Below are 21,079 nucleotides of genomic sequence, written 5' to 3'. Positions count from 1 at the left end.
AGGACGGCATGCCACAGGAGGCACAGCATGACGGGCCCGCGGCAGAGTGCGGACCGACTGGGGCGGCTGCTGTTACTCGTACCTTATTTGCTGGCCCGGCCCGGCATCCTGATCGCCGAGGCGGCCGCCGAGCTGAACGTCAGCGAGCGCCAGCTGCGCGAAGACCTCGAACTGCTGTGGGTGTGCGGGCTGCCCGGCTACGGCCCGGGCGACCTGATCGACATGGCGCTCGACGGCGACCGGGTCACCATCAGCCACGACGCCGGTATCGACCGGCCGCTGCGCCTCACTCAGGACGAGGCCCTGGCCCTGGTGGTGGCGCTGCGGATGCTGGCCGAGACCCCCGGCACCGGGCACCGCGACGTCATCGAGCGCGCCCTGGCCAAGATCGAGAACGCGGCGGGCGACCTGGCCGACGCGCCGGTGGCCGTGAAGCTGCCCGCCAACAGCAAGCGCGTCGACAACGTACGGGCCGCGGTCGAGAGCGGCCACGCGCTGCGGATGACCTATTACACGGCCGCCCGCGACGAGACCACCGACCGGGTCGTCGACCCGATGCGGGTGCTGATGGTGGGCGGCAAGGCCTACCTGGAAGCGTGGTGCCGCAACGCCGAGGCGACCCGGCTGTTCCGGATCGACCGCATCGACGACTTCGCCGAGCTCGACGAGCCGTCCCGCCCGCCGGCCGAGGCGGTGCCGCACGACGTCACCGACGGCGTCTTCCATCCCACCCCCGACCTGCAGCTGGTCACGCTGCGGGTGGGCCGGGGAAGCCGGTGGATCACCGAGTACTACCCGGTGGAAGAGGTGACCCGCACCGGCGGCGAGGAGTGGGTGGTGACCATGCGGGTCACCGACCTGGGCTGGGCGCAGCGGCTGCTGCTCGGGCTGGGGCCCGACGTCACCGTGCTCGGCCCGCCCGAGCTGCTGCGGCGGATCCGCGAACAGGCCACGGCGGCGCTCGACCAGTACAGCACCCCCGGCCGGTAGGGTGGCCCGGTGCTGATGTGGATCTGGATCGCCGTGGTCGTCGTAGCCGTGATCATCATGGGGGTGGCCGGGGTGCGGCTGCTCGGCCGGCTCGACGGGCTGCGCCGCGCCGCCTCGCGCCTGCAGAAACGCCAGACCGAGGTGGCCAAGCTGCAGCAGAGCGCGCTCGCCATGCAGGAGACGGTGCTCGACGTGCAGCGACGGGCCGAGCTGATCCAGGAACACGCGGCGCTCAAGAAGGGGTAGCCTGCGGCGTTCCTTCCCTGTTGTCCAAGGATTTGGGCGATGGTGGCAAACCCACGAGGGTCCGTGGTCCGCATCACCAGAATTGACACGTACGATGGACCCCGCACACCTGATCCGGCTGACTGGAGTTAACCCATGGGCGCCCTCAAGCCATGGCACATCATTGTTTTCGTGGTCGTCCTCGTGCTGCTCTTCGGCGCGAAGCGGCTGCCTGACGCGGCGCGCTCGCTGGGCCGGTCGCTGCGGATCATCAAGGCCGAGACCAAGGGCCTGGTCGACGACAACAACGACGTCGCCGAGAAGGCGGAGCCCCAGCACGGCCGTCAGCCGCTGCAGGGCGACGTCTACCCGCCCGCCGGAAACCCTGGTTACCAGCACCAGGCGCCGCCGCCCCAGGGCTACCAGCAGGCCCCGCCGCCGGCCCAGCCCTACGTGGACCCGGTGCAGCAGCGCACCAACGACCGCTGACCCGCGGACATGAAGCTCGCCCTTCGCCGTCAGGGGCCTTCCAAGTTTCAGCAGGCCTCCGACGGCTCCATGACGCTGATCGACCACATCCGGGACCTGCGTAACCGCTTGTTCTGGGCGTCGCTGGGCATCGTGGCCGGCCTGATCGTCGGGTTCATCATCAGCAAGTGGACCTTCGACATGCTCAGCCAGCCCTACTGCTCGCTGGACACGTCGTGGGCCCTGAACCCGGTCAACAACCAGCTCGAGTGCCGCTTCATCACCCTCGGCGTGGCCGACCAGCTGATCCTGCGGCTCAAGATCGCGCTGTGGGTCGGCCTCATCGTCGGCGCGCCGATCTGGCTCTACAACCTGTGGGCGTTCATCGCGCCGGGCCTGCACAAGCACGAGCGCAAGTGGGCGTACGTCTTCGTGGCGATCGCCGCCCCGCTGTTCATCGGCGGCGCCGTGCTGGCCTTCTTCGTGGTCAAGCACAGCCTGGCCTTCATCATGGACGCCGGCGTGATCGGCGGGACGACCCAGCTCGAGGTCACGAAGTACATCTCGTTCGTGACCAGCATGATCCTGCTGTTCGGGGTGGCGTTCGAGTTCCCGCTGGTGCTGCTGATGCTCAACTTCACCGGCGTGGTCAGCGCGAAGAAGCTGCTCAGCTGGTGGCGGATCGTGGTCTTCCTGTCGTTCGCGTTCGCCGCGATCGCGACCCCCGACCCCGGGCCGTTCGGCATGACCCTGCTGGCGTTGTGCCTGGTGGTGCTGTATCTGATAGCCGTCGGCGTCGGCGCGATCTACGACAAGCGCAAGGGCCGCGGCAAAGAGATCTACGCCGGGCTGGACGACGACCAGATCTCGCCGCTGGAAGAGGAACGGGTCGCCGTCGGGGCGTCCGATCCGATCGAGGCGCCGACCCCGGTCGACGCGCCCACCCCCGTCGCGAGGCCGCGCCCGCTCGAGGGACGCTTCGACGACATGACGTAGGTCACCGGGCGGGCGCTATGCTGCCCGGCTGTGACGAGCTTTGAGATCGCGGTGCTGGCCAACCCCACGGCGGGGCGGGGCCGGCACCGCGATCTGCTGTCCGGGGTGCTGCGGCGGCTGGGCGATTCCGGGCGTACGGTGCGGCTGCTGACCGCCCACAGCGGCGCCGAAGCCACCGCGGCGTGCCGGGCGGCGGTCGCGTCGGGCGTGGAAGCGGTGGTGGCCGTGGGCGGGGACGGGACGGTGCACCGGGCGCTGCAGGCGGTCGCCGAGCAGCCGGTCGGCTTCGGGGTGGTTCCGGCCGGTACGGGCAACGACTTCGCGAACGGGGTCGGCCTGCCGCCGGACCCGATGCGGGCGGCCGGGATGATCGCGGCGGCGCTCGGCGAGGGGCGGCACGTGCCGATCGACCTGGCTCGGGCCGCCGGACCCGACGGCGAGCTGTCGTGGTTCGGGGCGGTGCTCGCGGGCGGGTTCGACGCGCTGGTCAACGAGCGGGCCAACCGGATGCGCTGGCCGCGCGGGCCCCGGCGTTACGACCTGGCCATCCTGCTCGAGCTGGCCCGGCTGCGGCCGCGCAAGTATCAGCTGGAGCTGGACGGCGAGGACTACAGCTTCGAGGGGATGCTGGTCGCGGTGGGCAACTGCGCCAGCTACGGCGGGGGCATGCGGATCCTGCCCGACGCCGACCCCACCGACGGGCTGCTCGACGTGGTGATCGCCGCGCCGTTCGGGCGGGCGGCGCTGGCCCGGCTCAAGCCCCGGCTGCGGCGCGGCACCCACGTCACCGACCCGCGGGTCACCGTCTACCGGGCCCGGAACGTCCGGCTGCGGTCGGACGGGATCGTCGCTTACGCCGACGGGGAACGCCTCGGCCCGCTCGACCTCGACTTGACGTGTGCCCCGGGTGCGATTCGGTTGCTCCGGTGAATTGTTCATCAGAACCCGGGGGAGCGGCCGATCGGGAGGGACATGCAGATCAACTCGCTCAGCTCGCTGGTCACCTCCGCCTACGACACCGCCCGCTCGAACCTCAAGAGCATGGCCGAGGCCGCTTCCGAGCAGCGCACCCCCGACGCCCCCGCCCCCGCCCCGAAGGTCGAGACCCCGTCTGAGGCCCCGAAGCCGGTGCCCGGCCAGCGCCAGGGTGTCTCGCTCGACGCGTACGCCTAATCGGGACTTTCCCGACACGTAAGGTCGGCAGCAATCTAATTCCATCTATGCCCGCGAGTCTGCGGGCATGGCACTCACCCGACGCACCCTGCTGCTCAGTTCGGCCGCCGCCGGTGCGGCGACCACCTTCCCCCTGGCCGCCTCCGCGGCCCCGGCCGCCGGCCCCTTACGCAGCGACCCCTTCACGCTCGGCATCGCCTCGGGCGACCCGGAGCCGGACGGCTTCGTGCTCTGGACCCGGCTCGCCCCCACCCCGCTGGCCGAGGACGGGCTCGGTGGCATGCCGTCCCGAGTCGTCCCCGTGCAGTGGGAACTCGCCGCCGACGAGCGCTTCCGCAAGATCGTGCGGCGGGGCGTGACCGTGGCCCGGCCCGAGTCGGGGCACACCGTGCACGTCGAGCTGCACCACCTGCTGCCCGGCCGGGAGTACTTCTACCGGTTCCGCGCCGAACGCTATGTGTCGCCGGTGGGGCGTACGCGAACCGCACCGCCCCTGTGGGCCGCCGGCGGAACCCTGGCCATGGCGTTCGCGTCGTGCTCGCAGTACGAGCACGGGTACTTCACCGCCTACCGCCACCTGGCCGAAGACGAGCCCGATCTGATCCTGCACCTGGGCGACTACCAGTACGAGTACCAGGCCGGCGTCTACACGATCCCCGGCGGCAACCCGCGCGACCACGCCGGGCCCGAGACGGTCACGCTGGCCAACTACCGGCAGCGGCACGCCCAGTACAAGGCCGACCCCGACCTGCAGGCCGCGCACGCCGTCGCGCCCTGGGCCGTGGTGTTCGACGACCACGAGGTCGAGAACAACTGGGCCGACGAGGTGCCCGAGCAGCCCGACCCCAACTTCCTCGCTCGGCGCGCGGCCGCGTTCCAGGCCTACTACGAGAACATGCCGCTGCGCCGCACCTCGATCCCGCGCGGCATCGACATGCAGCTGTACCGGCGGCTGCACTGGGGCCGGCTGGCCACCTTCCACATGCTCGACACCCGGCAGTACCGCGACGACCAGGCCTGCGGCGACGGCTACAAGGACTGCGCCGACGCGTACGACCCGGCCCGCTCGATCACCGGCGAGCAGCAGGAGAAGTGGCTGCTCGACGGGTTCCGCCGCTCGTCGGCCCGCTGGGACGTGCTGGGCCAGCAGGTGTTCTTCGGCCAGCGCGACAACAACTCGGGCCCGCAGGTGGTGACGAGCATGGACTCGTGGGACGGGTACGTGGCCTCCCGCGACCGGATCACCCGGGGCTGGGTCGACGCCGGCGTCCGCAACCCGGTCGTGCTCACCGGCGACGTGCACGCGCACTGGGCCGACGAGCTCAAGCTGGACTACGCCGACCCCACGTCGAAGACGGTCGGCACCGAGCTGGTCTGCTCCTCGATCACCTCGACCGGCAACGGCGCCGACGTGCCGACCGGCCAGCACCCGTGGGCCGCCTGGAACCCGCACCTGCGCTTCTACAACAACCAGCGCGGCTACGTGCGGACGCGGATCACCCCGGGCAGCCTGACCGCCGACTTCCGCGTGGTGCCGTTCGTGACCACGCCCGGCGCGCCCATCCACACCCGGGCCACGTTCGTCATCGAGGACCGGGTGCCCGGCCTGCAGCAAACGGCCGACAACCCCACCCCGGCGACGTTGCGCTCCGCCCCTGACCTGGGCGCGGACACCGTACGCCAGGAAACGGAACGCCCCTAACCGATCGGGGTGCCGGTGCGGGCCGCTCGCTCCAGACCCCAGTCGTAGAGCGCCTGCAACACCGGGGCCAGGCTGCGGCCCTCGTCGGTCAGCCGGTACTCCACATGCGGCGGCACGGTCTCGAGGTCGGCGCGGGCCACCAGCCCGTCGGCCTCGAGCTCGCGCAGCCGCTGGGTGAGCATCTTCTCGCTGATGCCGGGCAGCCGTCGGCGCAGCTCACCGTAGCGGTGAACCCCTTCTTTCAGGTACGAGAGGATAACCACCCGCCACTTGCCGCCGACCACGTCGACGGTGAGCTCGACCGGGCAGTGGTATCGCTTCATGTCGCCTCCCCGCACCGGAAAGTGCGTACTTGTCGGTCCGGTCGGCCGATGATGGGCTTCTCCTGTGGCTGATGAATACACCCTTTACGAGTGGGCCGGGGGCGCGGGGGCGCTCGAAAAGTTGTGCGAGGCCTTCTACCAGCATGTTTTGGCCGATGATGTGCTGGCGCCGATGTTCGCGGGCATGAACCCCGGCCATCCCCGGTACGTCGCCCTGTGGCTGGGCGAGGTCTTCGGTGGTCCGGCTGCCTACAGCGCGGAACGCGGCGGCTACCCGCACATGCTGCGGATGCACCTCGGCCGGGGGATCACCGAGCCGCAGCGGCGGCGCTGGGTCAACCTGATGCAGGACGCCGCGGACGAGGTCGGGCTGCCCGGCGACCCCGAGTTCCGGGCCGCGTTCGTTGGCTACCTCGAATGGGGCACCCGGCTGGCCGTGCAGAACTCGCAGCCCGGAGCCGACCCGCCGCGCGAGGCCTCGGTGCCGAAGTGGGGCTGGGGTGTGGCCCCGCCCTACCTAGGCTGAGCAGCCGGCCAGGGCCAAAGTGGCGCCGAGGCCGTTGGGGCGGCCCGGCTCGGCCGCGGGCAGCACGAGCGCGGCGCAGCCGGCCTTGACCGCGCCCGCGTCGGCCGGGGTGTCGCCGACCATGAGCGTGCGCTCGGGGTCGGCGCCCAGCATGCCGCAGGCCCGCAGGAAGATCGCCGGGTCGGGCTTGGTGCGGCCGACCTCGTAGCTCAGCGCGTAGGCGTCGATCAGCGCGCTCATGCCCCAGGCCTCGAACAGGGGCCGGATGTCGAAACCGATGTTGCTGACCACGGCCACCTTGATGCCGGCGTCGTGCAGAGTGCGCAGGGTGGGCTCGGTGTCCGGGTACGGCAGCCAGCCCTCGGGGGCCAGCAGGCGGTCGTACAGGGCGTCGGCCAGGCCCTCGACGTCGGTCGCCACCGTGGCGGCCAGGCCGGTGAAGGCGGCCCGGTGGCTGTGGGCGTACAGATCGCGGTCGGCCCAGTGCTCGGCCAGGCCGGGCGGCACCCGGTGCGGCAGCGGGCCGCCGGCGCGCCCGGCGGTGACCAAGCGGTCGGCCAGCACCGTGGCCTTGCCCCGGTCGAGCTCGCGGCCGCACGTCGCGGCGGCCGCCAGGACCCAGGTCACCGGGTCTTCCACCTGGGCCAACGTGCCGTGGAAGTCGAACAGCACGGCGTCGACCTGACGGTGGGACTGATGGGGAGGGTGATCGGTCGATGCGGCATCCGGCACGACTGCACCATACCGATCGCGCCCATGCTCTTTGTTGTCACACCCACGACCTAGTCTTGTGGTCATGACGAGTCCCGCCGAAAGGTATGCGGAGTCCAAGCGGCGGGCGGCCCGGGTGGCCCAGTTTCCGGCGCTGGAAGACTTCATGCTCGACGTCGGCTTCGACCTCGACGATTTCCAGCGGTCCGCCTGCGAATCGCTCGAACGGGGCAGCGGCGTGCTCGTGTGCGCGCCCACCGGCGCCGGCAAGACGGTCGTGGGCGAGTTCGCCGTCCACCTCGCTCTGCGGGCCGGCGAGCGCAAGTGCTTCTACACCACGCCGATCAAGGCGCTGTCCAACCAGAAGTACCACGACCTGGTGGAACGCTACGGCCCCGACAAGGTCGGCCTGCTGACCGGCGACAACGCCATCAACGGCGACGCCCCCGTGGTCGTCATGACCACCGAGGTGCTGCGCAACATGCTGTACGCGGGCTCGCCCGCGCTGAAGAACCTGGCCTACGTGGTGATGGACGAGGTGCACTACCTGGCCGACCGGTTCCGCGGCGCGGTGTGGGAAGAGGTGATCATTCACCTGCCCGCGTCGGTGACCCTGGTGTCGCTGTCGGCCACGGTCAGCAACTACGAAGAGTTCGCCGACTGGCTGGTCACCGTCCGCGGCCAGACCGAGGTCGTGGTCAGCGAGCACCGCCCCGTTCCGCTGTGGCAGCACATGCTGGTCGGCCGGCGCATGTTCGACCTGTTCCACGACGCCGACGCCGCCAAGAAGCACGACGTGCACCCCGAGCTGCTGCGCTACACGCGTGAGATGCAGCGCCGGCTGGAAATGACCGACCGTTCGTACGGTCCCGGCCGCGGCGGCCGCTCCCGCCGCTGGCAGCCGCCGCCCCGGGCCGAGGTGGTCGACCGGCTGGAAAGGGCCGACCTGCTGCCGGCGATCCTGTTCATCTTCAGCCGGGCCGGCTGCGACGCCGCCGTGCAGCAGTGCCTGGGCGCCGGGCTGCGGCTCACCAACGCCGACGAGCGAGCCGAGATCCGCCGCATCGCCGAGGCCAAGGTGGCCACCATCCCGCGGGAAGACCTGTCGGTCCTGGGCTACTGGGAATGGCTCGACGGGCTCGAGCGCGGCATCGCGGCCCACCACGCCGGCATGCTGCCCGCCTTCAAAGAGGCGGTGGAGGAATGCTTCGTCCAGGGCCTGGTCAAGGCGGTCTTCGCCACCGAGACGCTGGCCCTGGGCATCAACATGCCGGCCCGCTGCGTCGTGCTGGAAAGGCTGGTCAAGTTCAACGGCGAGGCCCACGTCGACCTCACCCCCGGCGAGTACACGCAGCTCACCGGCCGGGCCGGCCGCCGCGGCATCGACGTCGAGGGGCACGCTGTGGTGCTCTGGAGCCCCGAGGTCGACCCGCGCCACGTCGCCGGGCTGGCCTCGACCCGCACCTATCCGCTGCGCTCGTCGTTCCGCCCGTCCTACAACATGGCGGTCAACCTGGTCGGCTCCGTCGGCGCCGAGCAGGCCCGCGAGCTCCTCGAGTCGTCGTTCGCCCAGTTCCAGGCCGACCGTTCGGTGGTCGGGCTGGCCCGCCAGGTGCAGCGCAACGTCGAGACCATCCAGTCGTACGCCAACGACGAGGCCTGCCACCACGGCGACTTCGACGAGTACTTCGCCATCCGGATCGCCATCGCCGACCGGGAACGCGCCAACGCCCGGCAGGGGGTGGCCCAGCGCCGGGCCGCGATCGTCACCTCGCTCGAGCGGCTGCGCATGGGCGACGTCATCCGGGTGGCCCAGGGCCGCCGGGCCGGCCTGGCCGTCGTTCTCGAGGCGCCCAGCGGCGGCTTCGGCGAACCGCGTCCGATGGTGCTCACGCAGGACCGGTGGGCCGGCCGGGTCAGCCCGGCCGACTTCGCGGGCGAGGCCGAGGTGCTCGACCGCATCCGCGTGCCCAAGCACTTCAACCCCCGCTCGCCCGCCGCCCGCCGCGACCTGGCCGCCCAGGTCAGCGCGACCGGCCACGACCGCAACGGCAACAGCCGCCGCCGGTCGCGCGGCGGCACCGGCGAGGATCCCGAGATCGCCCTGCTCAAGGTGCAGATGCGGCAGCACCCGTGCCACGCCTGCCCCGAGCGGGAGGACCACGCCCGCTGGGCCGAGCGGCGGCACCGGCTGCAGCGCGACACCGACGCGCTGCGCGACAAGGTGGCCGGCCGCACCGGCTCGCTGGCCCGCACGTTCGACCAGGTGTGCGCGGTGCTGGCCGAGCGCGGCTATCTCACCGAGGCCGGCGAGGTGACCGAGACGGGCCGCATGCTGGGCCGCATCTGGAGCGAGGCCGACCTGCTGGTGGCCGAGTGCCTGCGCCACGGCGTGTGGGACGACCTGGCTCCCGAAGAGCTGGCCGCCGCCGTGTCGATGGTGCTCTACGAGTCCCGCCGCGAGACCGACGACCGCGCCTCGGTGCCCAAGGGCGCGATCACGGCCGCGGTCGACGCCTGCGGGAAGCTGTGGGGCGACATCGCCGGCGACGAGTCCGACCACGGCCTGTCGCTGACCCGCGAGCCCGATCCCGGTTTCGTCTGGCCGATGTACCGCTGGGCCCGCGGCGAACCGCTGGCCAAGGTGCTGGCCAGCGGCCACAACTACGACGCCGACATGCCCGCGGGCGACTTCGTGCGCTGGGCCCGCCAGGTGCTCGACCTGCTGGGTCAGCTGCGTGAGGCGTCGGCCGCCTCGCAGCAGCTGCGTGACACGGCTCGCAAGGCGATCACGGCGATCAACCGGGGGGTGCTCGCGTACCACGCCGGTCTGTGACGCCGGGTCAGTCCGGCTCGGGCAGGTGGGCCAGGGCCTGCCCGGCGTCGCGGGCCACCAGGTCGGCCTCGCCGGGCTGGGTGGCGCCGCGGCGGTAGTACATGGACAGCACGCCGAGCAGCCGGCCCGTGTCGTCCCGCAGGAAGTAGCAGCGCAGGGCGAACAGGCCGGCGGCGCGCATCAGGTCGAGTCCGGGCTGTCCGGCGAAGATCGGGCTGCGGGTGATGTCGGGGACGACGACCGGCCGGCCCACGGCGCGTTCCGCGAGCTGTTCGCGGCCGATCACGTCGGCCGACGCGCGGAACCCGGACGGGAGCCCGCGGCGGCCGGCGCTGCGCAGCATCGTCGCCCCCCTGTCGTACAGCTGCAGGTCGCAGGCGTCGGCCCCGCCGGCGATGGTGGCCGCGGTGAGGATGCCCGAGACGACCGCGGGCCGGTCGGCCACGGCGAGGAAGTCGAGGCCGGTCAGCGCCCGCGGCTCGGTGCGCAGCCGGTGCCGCAGGCGGGTGAGCAGATCCCGCCGGGTGGCCCGCACCTCGCCGTCGACGGCCTGCTGCTGCAGGCGGCGGCGCAGGCGGGCCTGGTCGTCCTCGGCGCGGCGGCGCTCGGCCGACGCGCGGCGCCAGTCCTCGTCCTCGCCGCCGAGCCGCATGGCGGCCCGGGAGCCGCGTTCGCGCACGGAGCCGCCCTCGCGCTCGGTCAGCAGGCGGCCCGTTCCGGCGGCCACAAGGGCGTGGCGGACGGTTCCGGTGGCGCCGACGACCCGGAGCCGGCGGCCGGACTCGAGGGCGGTCTGCTGAGCCTGGAGCAGCAGCCGGATCACGCGGGCCTCGATGAAGCGGGCCGCCTCGAGGTCGATGACGATCTCGTTCTGGCGGCGGGCCGAGGCGTAGGCCTGAGCCGCCCCGAGCACGGCGCTCACCCGGCTGAGCGCGCCGGCGTCGAGGCTGCCGGACAGCGCGAAGACGCCCGGCTGACTTGTGGTGGCGCTCGGGCGGGACTCCATGCTGGGCCGCCAATGCGTGGGGAACGGGCTCCGGAAATCAGGCTACGCTCCGGCCACCGGCCTGTCGAAAGGGCGGGATGTCGTTCGTATGAGTGGTGAGAAGACGACCACGAGGAGGAGCGATGAGGCAGTACCTGCTGAGCGTCTACCAGCCCGACGGTGATCCGCCGCCGCCCGAGGTGCTCGGGCCGATCATGGCGGAGCTGGGCAACTTGAACGAGGAGATGCAGGCGGCCGGGGCGTGGGTGTTCGCGGCCGGGCTGCACCCGCCGTCGACGGCGACCGTGGTCCGCGACAAGGACGGGGACGCGGTGCTCACCGACGGGCCGTTCACCGAGGGCAAGGAGCACCTTGGCGGCTTCACGATCATCCGGGCGTCCGACCTGGACGAGGCGCTGAGCTGGGGCGGCCGGATGGCGGCGGTGCTGGCGCCGCTCGCGATCGAGGTGCGCCCGATCGCGTGAGCGACATCGACCGGACCTTCCGGGCCGAGTACGGCCGGGCGGTCGCCGTCCTTATCCGCCAGTTCGGCGACATCGACCTCGCCGAGGAGGCCGTGCAGGAGGCGTTCGCCACGGCCGTGCTCCGCTGGCCCGGCGACGGGGTTCCGCCCAGCCCGGCCGGGTGGATCATCACGACGGCCCGGAACCGCGCGGTCGACCGGCTGCGGCGCGAGTCGACGCGCGGCGCGAAGGAGACGGCGGCGGTGCTGCTGGCAGGCGGCCATAGCGCGGAGGACGAGCACATCATGGACGACCGGTTGCGGCTGATCTTCACGTGTTGTCACCCGGCGCTGGCCCCGGCGTCCCGGGTGGCGCTGACCCTGCGGCTGCTCGGCGGGCTGAGCACGGGCGAGATCGCGCGGGCGTTTCTGGTGCCCGAGACAACCATGGGGCAGCGGCTGTCGCGGGCCAAGGGCAAGATCCGGGACGCGGGCATCCCGTACCGGGTGCCGCGCGACGAGGACCTGCCCGACCGGCTGGGCGCGGTGCTGGCCGTGCTCTATCTGATCTTCAACGAGGGGTATGCGGCCAGCGGCGGGCCGGGGCTGACCCGGGACGACCTGGCGGGCGAGGCGATCCGGCTCGGCCGGTTGCTGGTGGGTCTCATGCCGGACGAGCCGGAGGCCAAGGGGCTGCTGGCGCTCATGCTGCTGATCGAGGCGCGGCGGCCCGCCCGGACGACCGCCGGTGGTGACGTGGTGTTACTGGCGGATCAGGACCGAACGCTGTGGAATCGCACTCTGATTGCGGAGGGTCAGGGGCTGCTGCGGGAGTGCCTGCGGCGCGGGCGGCCGGGGACCTATCAGCTGCAGGCGACGATCAACGCGGTGCACGCCGACGCGGATTCGGCGGCGGAGACGGACTGGGCGCAGATTCTGCGGATCTACGACCACTTGGCGGCGATCAGCGGCGGGGCGGTCGTGGCGCTGCACCGGGCGGTGGCGGTGGCCGAGGTGCACGGGCCGGCGGCGGCGCTGGCCATCGTGGACGGTCTCGACGGGCTGGAGCGGCATTACGTGTGGCACTCCGTGCGGGCCGACCTGCTGCGGCGGCTCGGCCGACATGGAGAGGCCGTGGAGGCGTACGGCAAAGCGGCTGAACTGACCGGGAACCCGGCCGAACGCCGGTATCTGCAAGGTCGGGCGGCCGAGTTTCAGGGTCCGTCCGCGGCAGCACCGCTTGATCGGGCGGACAGATCCTGAGCGGCGGCTGGCTCGGCGGCACCGCGTGATTGGGCGGGCAAATTTTAGGCGGCCGGCTCGGCGGCACCGCTTGATCGGGCGGACAGATCTTGAGCGGCACCCGGCTCGGACCAGCGCAGGCCGGTGCCGAGGGTGGCGATCAGCGCGGAACCGGCCACCGAGCAGGCGAAGAACAGGATCGCGGTGGCGGGGCCGCGCCAGGCGAGCAGGGTGCCCGCCAGCAGCGGGGCGAGGGAGGCCAGGGACATCGCGGCGACCATGATCACGCTGATCACGCGGCCCTGCAGGCGGTCCGGGGTGATCGCGGCCTGGAAGCCGAAGAGGGCGGCGTTGGCGGCCGGGCCCAGGAAGACGGTCAGCCCCAGCGGGACGGCGGCGGCGATGCTCGACGTGAGCAACGCGGCGCTGGCCAGCAACGCGGCTGCCACCCAGCACAGCGTACGGACCAAGGGAACCAGCCGCAGCCGGCGCTGCAGGGCCGGGGCGGCGAGAGCGCCCAGCAGGCCCCCGGCGGCGACGATCGTCTCGGTCAGCCCGATCACGGCCGGCGCGGTGCCGTGCCGTTGCAGCGCGACGATCACGGTGAAGATGACGCCGTTGATGGCGAAGTTGAGCGGGGCGGCGACCAGCATGAGCGTGCGCAGGAAGGGGTGGGTCAGCACGAAACGAATGCCTTCGGCCAGCGCGACGCCGTACCCCTGCTTCTGTTCCTCGCGCGGCGCCTGCAGCGGCTTGCGGATGAACAGGACGGCCACGATCGACACGAGGTACGAGACGACGTTGGCGGCGAACGGGACGGCGTGGCCCAGCGTGAACAGGAAGCCGCCCAGGGGTGGGCCGGCCAGCGAGGTGCCGTACGAGCGGGCCTCGTTGCGGGCGACGGCATCCGGCAGCTGCTTGATGGGGACGATGCTGCGCAGCGACGCGTCCTCGGCGGTGGAGAAGACAGCGCTCGCCCCGGCGTCGACCACCGCCACGATGAGGATCAGCGCGAGCCCGGCGCGATCGGTGACGACCGCCGCCGTCAGGACGCCGAAGACGAGCAGCCGTACGGCGTCGCAGACGATCAGGGCGTGACGGCGGTCCACCCGGTCGACCAGGACGCCGGCCGGCAGCCGCAGCAGCAGCCGGGCGACCTGGGTCGTCGTCCCGACCACGCCGGCGCTCACCGGCGAGCCCGTCTTGACCAGGACGAGCAGGGAGAGCGCGAGAGACGCGATGCCGTCGCCCAGATCGGACAGCGACTGGGAGCTCCAGAGCAGGTTGAACTCGCGGTTGCGCCACAGGCTGGTCATTTCTGCGCCCGCCGGGGGTACGCGTGCACGATGACCACGACCGTCTCGGCGCCCGGTTCCGGGGCGTCGGCCTCCCGGATCGCCTCGACGATGCGCTCGCGCAGGCGTTCCAGGCCGGCCGGGGTCGTCCGGATCGTGTAGTCGGAGCTGGCAACCGCGCGGTTCCACTCCGGGCTCCAGCGCTCGTGCACGGCCTCGGCGTGAAACTGGTCGATGAGCTGGTCGTAGACGGCCCGGGCGGCGCGGTTGACGGCGGCCGCGTCCTCGGCGCCGGCCTCGTCGGCCCACAGCGTCGACTGGTGGGCCGCCTTCCACCAGCGCTCCCGGCCGTGGGCGCCGCGACCCTGCTCGGGGGCCTCGACCACGAAGCCGTGCCGGGCCAGCAGGCGCAGGTGGTGGCTGGTCTGGCCCGAGTCGGTGCTCAGGCGCCGGGCCAGGATGGCCGCGGTGGCGGGCCCGTCGAGCCGCAGCGAGCCGACGATGCGCATGCGCAGGGGATGGGCCATCGCCCGCATCATGGCGGCGTCGGTGAGCACCGCCCGGGAGTTCTCAGCCATGGCGTGGACGCTAGGCGGGCTCTTCCCGCAGCCACAAGCCTCTTATGCATAGGTCCTCTGCATCGGGCTTCGCTCCTATAGATAATCAATCACTTCCCGGCTAAAAGAACAAGACTTGTTTTGACCGGGCAAAACGGGCAGTTTGGTGCCCGTGAGATGGACACCGGACGGAACTGTGCGCAATGCGTTGTGGATCTGTGGCGGACAATGGGCCGGGAAGACCACGGTCGCGGGAATTCTCGTCGACCGGCTCGGCGTGACGCATTATCACTACGATTTCCATTCCGCGCGGGGGCACGAGGACAGGCGGGTCGCCGCCCTGGCCCGGCGCGGCGAGTACCGGGGCGAGACGGATTGGGAATCGGTGTGGATCGGGCCCACCCCGGCCGAGATGGCGGCCTCCGTGCTGGCCGACTTCCCCGAGCGGTTCCAGTGGGTGCTCGACGATCTGAGCGGGCTCGTCTCGCCCCGGCCGGTGCTGGTCGACGGCTGGGGATGCCGGCCGGAACTGGTCGCGGCGGTCACCGATCCGGCTCGGATGGTGGTCATGGTGCCCACCGACGAATGGCGGCTGAAGCAGGCGTCGCAGCTGCCGCGGGCGCGGGCCCTCGGGCATCGGGTGAGCGACCCGGAGCTGGCCGGGCGCAACCGGATCGAGCGGGACAGGCTGATCGCCCTGGACGCGGTGGAACGGGCCCGCGACTTCGGGATCCCGGTGATCGAGGTGGACGGGACCCGGCCCGCGGAGGCGATCGCCGCCGAGGTCGCCGGGCATTTCCGGCCGTTCCTGGAGGCGGTCCGGGCCGGCGACCATGTATGAGATGAGCGCGGGCGACGTCGTCCGGCTCGTGGCCGCGTTCCGGGGGCACGGGGTCGAGCTGTGCCTCGGCGGCGGCTGGGGAGTCGACGCGCTGCTGGGGGAGCAGACCCGGGAGCATGCCGACCTCGACGTGTGGCTGCCGGCCGAGCAGTTCGAGCAGGCCGTGGTGGCGCTGGCCGAGGCGGGCGTCGATCGGCTCTTCCCGTGGCCGGGGGATCGGCCGTGGAACTTCGTGGTGCACGACGGCGGGCGTCTTCGTATTGATCTGCACGTCTACGAGAAACGCGCGGACGGCGCCATTCATTACGGCTCTGCGGTTTCCTCGGAATCGTTTCCGGCCGAGGCCCTGGCCGGTACGGGAATGGTCGGCGGGGTGAAGATGCGGTGCGAGGCGGCGGAATGGTCGGTGCGGTGGCACACCGGCTATCCGCCGCGTGAGAAGGATCGGCACGACGTGGCGTTGCTGTGCGAGCGGTTCGGGATCGCGCGGCCGGACGGCTACCAGACGTCGCCGTTGCGGTAGTCGCAGGCCAGGGTGGCCTCGAGGTCGAGGTCGGGGCCGCCGGGCACGGGGCGCACGAAGGTGCTGTCGTCGTCCTCGGGGGTGGGTGTCAGGCCCTCGGGGGCGAGGACGGCCGTGCGGCCCCGCCACGGCAGCCAGCCCCGGTGCACGTACAGGCCGCGGCCGGCCGTCGAGGCGGAGAGCGCGCCCAGGTCGTAGGCGCGGTCGATGACCGCCTCGGCGGCCGCCATCACCTCGGCGGCCAGGCCCTGGCCACGGTGGTCGGGGTGGGTGGCGACGGCCTCGACGTAGCCGCACCGGTAGGCGCGACCCTCGTACAGGAAACTGCGTTGCACCACCGCGGCGTGGGCCACCAAGGTGCCGCGTTGCTCGACGAGGAAGTGGGTGCCGCCGAGGGCGTGATCGAAGTCGTCGTCGTCGAAATTGCCCAGGAAGGCCAGGTCCATGAGGCGGCGGACGTCGGCCCGCAGGCCGGCGGAGAGGTCGGCGGTCGGAAGCGCGCTGATCACGCCGCACCGTACCGTAACGACTTGTGAAAGAGATTCGGCTCGCCGCCCGGCCTGACGGGTGGCCCACTGACGACACCTTCGAGATCGCCGACGTGCCGGTGCCCACCGCCGGGCCGGGCGAAGTGCTGGTCCGCAACATCTACATGTCGGTCGACCCGTACATGCGGGGGCGGATGAACGACACCAAGTCGTACGTGCCGCCGTTCCAGGTGGGGGCGCCGCTCGACGGCGGGGCGCTGGGCGAGGTGGTGGCCTCGGAGTCGCCGGACGTGCCGGTGGGGGCGTTCGTCGTGCACGGGCTCGGCTGGCGCGAGTTCTCGGTGACCGAGGCGTCCCGCGTGCGGGTGGTCGACCCGGCCGCGGCCGACCTGTCGGCCTACCTGGGGGTGCTGGGGCTGACCGGGTTCACCGCGTACGTCGGGCTGCTCGACATCGCGCAGTTCAAGGAGGGCGAGACCGTCTTCGTGTCGGGAGCGGCGGGCGCGGTCGGCAGCATCGTCGGGCAGATCGCGAAGCTGCGCGGGGCCAAGCGGGTGATCGGCAGCGCGGGCTCGGCCGAAAAGGTGAGCCACCTTGTCGACGACCTCGGCTTCGACGTGGCTTCCAACTACCGCGATTCGCCCGTACGCAAGCAGTTGCGCGCGGCGGCGCCGGACGGCATCGACGTGTACTTCGACAACGTCGGCGGCGACCACCTGGAGGCGGCGATCGGGTCGCTGAACAAGTACGGCCGGGTCGCCATGTGCGGGGCGATCGCGGGCTACAACGAGACCGCCGCGCCGGCCGGGCCCCGCAATCTGGCGCTGGCGATCGGCAAGGAGCTCAATCTGCGCGGCTTCATCGTGAGCAACCACAACCGGCGCATGCCGGACTTCCTGGCCGAGGTCGGGCCGTGGGTGCGCTCCGGGCAGATCAAGGCGCGCGAGACGATCGTCGACGGTCTGGAGAACGCGCCGGCCGCCTTCATCGGGCTGCTGCGCGGCGAGAACACCGGCAAGATGCTGGTCAAGCTGGCGTCGTAGGGCCGTGTTACCGGCTCAGGCCGTCCTCGATCGCCCAGTGGAGGAAGGCCTCGGTGTCGCGTCCGCGCTCGGCCGGGTCGTCGTAGGTGGTGGGGTCGCCGGGGCGCTCGCGGATGCGCAGGGCGTCCCGGGCGACCCGGTGCCAGCGCGGGTCGAGCCGTTCGACGATGTAGCGGCCGGCGCCGCTCTTCGAGGTCAGCTCGCCCTTGGTCAGCAGGTGGTGCAGCCGGGCCACCCCGGGCACGACCCACAGGACGGCTGCCTCGTCCCGGCCGATCTCCTCGACGCCGGCCGCATCCACCTGGGCGGCGATGGACCGCCAGTACGTGTCGAGGTTGTCGCGGGTGAACGCGCGCAACTCGTCCCGGTCGGTGTGCACGGGCGGCAGCTCGCCCCGGACGACGACGGCCCGCTCGGCCAGCTCGTGCCAGGTCACCGGGTTGATGTCGAGCTTGCCGGCGGGATCGAACTTGTGGTTGAAGAAGACCGGCCGCTTCCCGACGGTCAGCGATGACACGGCCAGGTCGGCGGGCGAACAGTGGAAGCCGTCGAACACGACCTCCGGGTGCCGGTCCCGGGTGGCTTGGTGGGCCGCGGCCAGCGCCTCGTGGTCGGGAGGCTGCGACCACACGCCGACGAAGTCGACATCGCTGTCCGGGAAGAACTCGCCCCAGCAGAGCGACCCGTGCAGGAACAGGCCGGTGAGCGAGCCGGGCTGCCGGGCATCGGCCTCGGCCAGAAACGTCAGTGCGACATCCACGGCGAGCACGGTAACGGTTGCTGTCCATACGATGCAGGCGTGACGTCTCCTTCCGCGCACGCCCGCACGCAATACGCGACCACCACCGGCAATCTCTCGGCCCGGATCGCCATCTACGACTACAGCACCAATCCGCAGGACTGGTATTCGTGGGTGGGGGAGCGGTTGCGGCTGGACGGCAGGGTGCTGGAGGTCGGGGCCGGCACTGGTGCACTGTGGAGCCGCGTCGAGCCGCCGGCCGGGTTGACGCTGGTGGATTTCTCGGCGGCCATGTGTGCGGGGCTGCGCTTGGTTCCGGGCGCGCGGGTGGTGCGCGCGGGCGCGACCGAGCTGCCGTTCGCCGACGGGACCTTCGACGGGCTCATCGCCAACCACATGCTCTACCACCTGGACGATCCGGCGGCCGGGCTGCGCGAGTTCGCCCGGGTGCTGCGTCCGGGCGGCCGGTTGGCGGTCTCGGTGAACGGTCGCGACCACCTGGCCGAGATCGACGCGCTGCTGCCCAGACAATCGGTGCTCAACGGTGTCTCGGCCGAGACCGTTTCCGCGTACGTCGGTCAGGTCTTCGACGACGTCGGTGTCGAGCGGTATCCGTGCTCGCTGGAGATTCCGGACGCCGAGCCCGTGCTGCGGTACCTGGCCAGCCGGAACCCGGCCGCCCTGACGCCGGAAGCCGTGGCCCGGATCCGCGAGCAGGTGGCGGCCGAGGGCGTCTTCCGGGTCCGGCAGCACGCGGTGCTGGTGACGGCGACCGCCCGCTGACTCAGCTGTTGCGAGGGCGGCGGGCGACCAGGACGGCGTGGGTGAACGGCCAGTCGAGCGGGGCGCCGTGGTCGTCGGCCAGTGACGCCGTCGGGGCGATGCGGTTGTCGATGACCCAGTCGTTGCGCAAGGGATGGGAGGCGGGGTCGATGGTGAAGCCGGCCTCGGTCAGCAGGGTGCGCCAGTCGTCGAAGTCGAGGCCGCAGAACTGCTCCTGGGTCTCCGAGAGCCAGTTGTCGGTGTAGTCCTTGCGGGTCAGGAAGTCCATGGCCTGGCCCAGCTCGATCCGCACGACGTCGGCGCCGGCCGGCTCGTACGCGAACGGGAACGCGAAATCGACGGCGAACTGGTCGAGCCGGGCGCGCGTCGACAGCCCGCTCACGTAGGCCGCGACCTCGGCCGAGGACAGCTCGGCCAGATCCTTGCGCGGCTCGGCCGGGTTGGCGCCGTCGTCGGTGCGCAGCGTCAGCCGGACCGGGCGCCGCCGGTCGCCGGGACCGCAGACGTCGCTGTTGATCCAGACGCCGCCCGGGGTGGTGTGGTCGTGGATGCGCCGGGCGAACTCGAGCAGGGAGTCGCGCTTGTTGCCGTACGACCAGATCTCGTGGGTGAGCGCGAACGTCAGCGTCGTGTCGACCGACCGGTCCGGCAGCACGGCCCCGCCGAGCACGTTGCGCTGATAGAAGTAGACGTTCGCGTTGCGGAAGACGCCCTGCGCCTTCTTGTGCACGCATTCCTGGTAGAGGTGCCGGGCCACCTCGACGCCGATGAGGTCGCTCTCGTGCAGGGCGTCGTCGCGGTCGGCCAGCTCGAGCACCGCGCCGGCGCCGCAGCCGATGTCGACGATGCGGCCCGGTTGCACGTACTGGCGCACGGCCGTCCATTTGCGCGCGGCCGCGTCCGCGAAGGCTTCCACGTAGGTGCGGTAGTCGCGCGTGGCGGTCAGCCCGCCCTCGTCGCCGACCACCGGATCGTTCACCACCGACTGCACGTGCTCGCTCAGGCGATAGCGATCGAACACGTCGACAGTGCTCGCATGGGCAAGGTCGCGCCACGAATCGTCACTGGCGGCCAGTCGCAGCAGCACGTCCCACGGCCGCTCGGGTTCGGCGTCCAGGGCAGGGTCGGCCTCGACCGGCGCGATGGTGAAGCCGAGGGCCTCGTACAGGGCCGCCACCTGAGGGGTCGAACAGGCGACGACGGTGTCGGCCGGCGTGAGGCCGAGCCCCGTCGCCACGGTGACCGTCTTGAGCGTGACCTGAGCGAACTGATCGGTCGGGGCGGTGTCGAACACCGGCACGACCAGCGAGCGCAGCCCGGTCTCCACGCTGAAGCGCTCGATCGCCGCCTCGCGCCGGTGGTACGGCACCGGGTTGCGCTTGGTGTTCTCGTGGTTGGCCGAGGTCACCGCCCACACGATCGTCCCCGCGCCGCCGTCCACGAGCCGCCGCAGATAGTCGGCCTGGAACCGGGTCAGCAGGTGGTGCCGCCCAGGAAAGAGCACGTAGCGAGCCGTCGTCACAGCAGTTGATCTTAGCCGCGCCCGGAGGGCCGGGCTCAGGGTGCGAGGAGCCGGCTGACCTGGTCGCGTTGGGACGGGTCGGACAAGGCGGCGCCGAGCGCTACGACTTGGGCCCCCGCATCGAGGAAGGCCGGGGCGGTGGCGACGGATAGGCCGCCGGTGGCCACGAACCGGACGTCGGGGAACGGGCCGAGCAGGCCGGAGATCCAGGCCGGGCCGAGCGCGGCGGCCGGGAACGCCTTGAGCCAGCGGCACCCCGCCAGCCATGCGCGCTGCACCTCGGTGGCGGATCCGACGCCGGGCATGTGCGGCAGGCCGGCCGCCTCGCTGGCGGCGAGCACGTCGAGGTCGAGGCCGGGCGCGACGGTGTACTGCGCATTTGCGTCGGCGGCCGCGCGCACCTGGTCGGTGGTGATGACCGTTCCCGCACCGACGCGCAGGCCGCGCTCGGAGGCAGCGTCGGCTGCCGCGCGCAGCGAGGCGATCGCGTCCGGCGTGCCGATCGGGATCTCGAGGACCGTCACGCCCGCGTCCCACAGGGCCCCGGCCACGGTCACCGTCTCACGCGCCGGCAGGCCACACAGAATGGCCATGACTCGGCTCCCGGCGAAGATCTCGTCGAAGCTCACCGCATCTTCTCCCGACTCA

General features: G+C 71.8%; 24 protein-coding genes. 15 read left to right on the top strand and 9 right to left on the bottom strand.

Features of this window, described 5'->3' with window-relative positions; all coding sequences use genetic code 11:
• Window positions 1–27: 27 nt before the first annotated feature.
• The 7 genes from OWR29_RS15905 (at window position 28) to OWR29_RS15875 (ending at window position 5,554) form a co-directional block, all read left to right on the top strand.
• Window positions 28–990 carry a helix-turn-helix transcriptional regulator gene (locus OWR29_RS15905; protein ID WP_267563603.1) on the top strand — a complete coding sequence of 321 codons (963 nt, stop codon included), beginning with the start codon at window positions 28–30 and terminating at the stop codon, window positions 988–990.
• Between the two features lie 15 nt (window positions 991–1,005).
• Window positions 1,006–1,236 (top strand): hypothetical protein, encoded by a 231-nt coding sequence (locus tag OWR29_RS15900; protein WP_267563871.1) that lies wholly within the window; start codon window positions 1,006–1,008, stop codon window positions 1,234–1,236.
• A 135-nt stretch (window positions 1,237–1,371) separates the two neighbouring features.
• Window positions 1,372–1,704: a Sec-independent protein translocase subunit TatA gene (gene tatA / locus OWR29_RS15895; protein ID WP_267563602.1), complete on the top strand. Its 333-nt coding sequence runs from the start codon at window positions 1,372–1,374 to the stop codon at window positions 1,702–1,704.
• A 9-nt stretch (window positions 1,705–1,713) separates the two neighbouring features.
• Complete coding sequence (gene tatC / locus OWR29_RS15890) at window positions 1,714–2,679, top strand: twin-arginine translocase subunit TatC (RefSeq protein WP_267563601.1); 966 nt, start codon at window positions 1,714–1,716, stop codon at window positions 2,677–2,679.
• 30 nt (window positions 2,680–2,709) lie between these two features.
• Window positions 2,710–3,609, top strand: a complete 900-nt coding sequence (locus OWR29_RS15885; RefSeq protein ID WP_267563600.1) for a diacylglycerol/lipid kinase family protein — start codon at window positions 2,710–2,712, stop codon at window positions 3,607–3,609.
• Window positions 3,610–3,651: 42 nt separating this feature from the next.
• Window positions 3,652–3,852 carry a hypothetical protein gene (locus OWR29_RS15880; RefSeq protein WP_267563599.1) on the top strand — a complete coding sequence of 67 codons (201 nt, stop codon included), beginning with the start codon at window positions 3,652–3,654 and terminating at the stop codon, window positions 3,850–3,852.
• Between the two features lie 67 nt (window positions 3,853–3,919).
• Complete coding sequence (locus tag OWR29_RS15875; RefSeq protein WP_267563598.1) at window positions 3,920–5,554, top strand: alkaline phosphatase D family protein; 1,635 nt, start codon at window positions 3,920–3,922, stop codon at window positions 5,552–5,554.
• Here OWR29_RS15875 and OWR29_RS15870 read toward each other — a convergent pair.
• Window positions 5,551–5,877: a winged helix-turn-helix transcriptional regulator gene (locus OWR29_RS15870; RefSeq protein ID WP_267563597.1), complete on the bottom strand. Its 327-nt coding sequence runs from the start codon at window positions 5,875–5,877 to the stop codon at window positions 5,551–5,553. The two genes, OWR29_RS15875 and OWR29_RS15870, sit on opposite strands and share 4 nt — an antisense overlap.
• A gap of 64 nt (window positions 5,878–5,941) precedes the next feature.
• Here OWR29_RS15870 and OWR29_RS15865 point away from each other — a divergent pair, with 64 nt between their 5' ends.
• Entirely contained in the window at window positions 5,942–6,403 is a 462-nt protein-coding gene (locus tag OWR29_RS15865) for a group II truncated hemoglobin (protein ID WP_267563596.1), read from the top strand.
• Here the strand turns inward: OWR29_RS15865 and OWR29_RS15860 are convergent.
• The gene (locus OWR29_RS15860; RefSeq protein ID WP_267563595.1) at window positions 6,395–7,135 is read right to left on the bottom strand and encodes an HAD family hydrolase; all 741 of its coding nucleotides are present in this window, start codon (window positions 7,133–7,135) and stop codon (window positions 6,395–6,397) included. The two genes, OWR29_RS15865 and OWR29_RS15860, sit on opposite strands and share 9 nt — an antisense overlap.
• Before the next feature lie 64 nt (window positions 7,136–7,199).
• Between OWR29_RS15860 and OWR29_RS15855 the strand changes: the two genes are divergently transcribed.
• Complete coding sequence (locus OWR29_RS15855; protein ID WP_267563594.1) at window positions 7,200–9,950, top strand: DEAD/DEAH box helicase; 2,751 nt, start codon at window positions 7,200–7,202, stop codon at window positions 9,948–9,950.
• 7 nt (window positions 9,951–9,957) lie between these two features.
• On the opposite strand, the gene OWR29_RS15850 is transcribed toward OWR29_RS15855, so the two are convergent.
• Window positions 9,958–10,956 carry an STAS domain-containing protein gene (locus tag OWR29_RS15850; protein ID WP_267563593.1) on the bottom strand — a complete coding sequence of 333 codons (999 nt, stop codon included), beginning with the start codon at window positions 10,954–10,956 and terminating at the stop codon, window positions 9,958–9,960.
• 122 nt (window positions 10,957–11,078) lie between these two features.
• On the opposite strand from OWR29_RS15850, the gene OWR29_RS15845 reads away from it, so the two are divergent.
• Both OWR29_RS15845 and OWR29_RS15840 read left to right on the top strand, forming a co-directional pair.
• Complete coding sequence (locus OWR29_RS15845; RefSeq protein ID WP_267563592.1) at window positions 11,079–11,420, top strand: YciI family protein; 342 nt, start codon at window positions 11,079–11,081, stop codon at window positions 11,418–11,420.
• Window positions 11,417–12,661: an RNA polymerase sigma factor gene (locus tag OWR29_RS15840; RefSeq protein ID WP_267563591.1), complete on the top strand. Its 1,245-nt coding sequence runs from the start codon at window positions 11,417–11,419 to the stop codon at window positions 12,659–12,661. The genes OWR29_RS15845 and OWR29_RS15840 overlap by 4 nt, the downstream gene beginning before the upstream one ends.
• Window positions 12,662–12,705: 44 nt before the next feature.
• Here OWR29_RS15840 and OWR29_RS15835 read toward each other — a convergent pair whose 3' ends face one another.
• Window positions 12,706–13,956, bottom strand: coding sequence for an MFS transporter (locus OWR29_RS15835; protein WP_267563590.1), 1,251 nt, complete (start codon window positions 13,954–13,956; stop codon window positions 12,706–12,708).
• Window positions 13,953–14,513 carry a winged helix-turn-helix domain-containing protein gene (locus OWR29_RS15830; protein ID WP_267563589.1) on the bottom strand — a complete coding sequence of 187 codons (561 nt, stop codon included), beginning with the start codon at window positions 14,511–14,513 and terminating at the stop codon, window positions 13,953–13,955. Before OWR29_RS15830 ends, OWR29_RS15835 begins: the two co-directional genes overlap by 4 nt.
• A gap of 151 nt (window positions 14,514–14,664) precedes the next feature.
• Between OWR29_RS15830 and OWR29_RS15825 the strand changes: the two genes are divergently transcribed.
• Complete coding sequence (locus tag OWR29_RS15825) at window positions 14,665–15,333, top strand: hypothetical protein (RefSeq protein WP_267563588.1); 669 nt, start codon at window positions 14,665–14,667, stop codon at window positions 15,331–15,333.
• A gap of 1 nt (window position 15,334) precedes the next feature.
• Window positions 15,335–15,856 carry a nucleotidyltransferase domain-containing protein gene (locus OWR29_RS15820; RefSeq protein ID WP_267563587.1) on the top strand — a complete coding sequence of 174 codons (522 nt, stop codon included), beginning with the start codon at window positions 15,335–15,337 and terminating at the stop codon, window positions 15,854–15,856.
• Here OWR29_RS15820 and OWR29_RS15815 read toward each other — a convergent pair.
• Window positions 15,832–16,365 (bottom strand): GNAT family N-acetyltransferase, encoded by a 534-nt coding sequence (locus OWR29_RS15815; RefSeq protein ID WP_267563585.1) that lies wholly within the window; start codon window positions 16,363–16,365, stop codon window positions 15,832–15,834. The two genes, OWR29_RS15820 and OWR29_RS15815, sit on opposite strands and share 25 nt — an antisense overlap.
• A 23-nt stretch (window positions 16,366–16,388) precedes the next feature.
• Here OWR29_RS15815 and OWR29_RS15810 point away from each other — a divergent pair, with 23 nt between their 5' ends.
• Window positions 16,389–17,387, top strand: coding sequence for an NADP-dependent oxidoreductase (locus tag OWR29_RS15810; RefSeq protein ID WP_267563584.1), 999 nt, complete (start codon window positions 16,389–16,391; stop codon window positions 17,385–17,387).
• A 7-nt stretch (window positions 17,388–17,394) separates the two neighbouring features.
• On the opposite strand, the gene OWR29_RS15805 is transcribed toward OWR29_RS15810, so the two are convergent.
• Window positions 17,395–18,147, bottom strand: a complete 753-nt coding sequence (locus tag OWR29_RS15805; protein WP_267563583.1) for an aminoglycoside adenylyltransferase domain-containing protein — start codon at window positions 18,145–18,147, stop codon at window positions 17,395–17,397.
• A 39-nt stretch (window positions 18,148–18,186) separates the two neighbouring features.
• On the opposite strand from OWR29_RS15805, the gene OWR29_RS15800 reads away from it, so the two are divergent.
• Entirely contained in the window at window positions 18,187–18,909 is a 723-nt protein-coding gene (locus OWR29_RS15800) for a class I SAM-dependent methyltransferase (RefSeq protein ID WP_267563582.1), read from the top strand.
• A 1-nt stretch (window position 18,910) separates the two neighbouring features.
• Here the strand turns inward: OWR29_RS15800 and OWR29_RS15795 are convergent, their stop codons facing one another.
• Both OWR29_RS15795 and OWR29_RS15790 read right to left on the bottom strand, forming a co-directional pair.
• Window positions 18,911–20,431 (bottom strand): class I SAM-dependent methyltransferase, encoded by a 1,521-nt coding sequence (locus OWR29_RS15795; RefSeq protein ID WP_267563581.1) that lies wholly within the window; start codon window positions 20,429–20,431, stop codon window positions 18,911–18,913.
• A gap of 35 nt (window positions 20,432–20,466) precedes the next feature.
• The gene (locus OWR29_RS15790) at window positions 20,467–21,060 is read right to left on the bottom strand and encodes a bifunctional 4-hydroxy-2-oxoglutarate aldolase/2-dehydro-3-deoxy-phosphogluconate aldolase (RefSeq protein ID WP_267563580.1); all 594 of its coding nucleotides are present in this window, start codon (window positions 21,058–21,060) and stop codon (window positions 20,467–20,469) included.
• Window positions 21,061–21,079 lie beyond the last annotated feature (19 nt).

Origin of the sequence: Paractinoplanes pyxinae (assembly GCF_026626335.1) — a bacterium.
GTDB classification, from domain to species: Bacteria; Actinomycetota; Actinomycetes; order Mycobacteriales; family Micromonosporaceae; genus Actinoplanes; species Actinoplanes pyxinae.
Note: the sequence above shows the minus strand (reverse complement) of the source record. Positions and strands in the feature narration are given on the sequence as shown.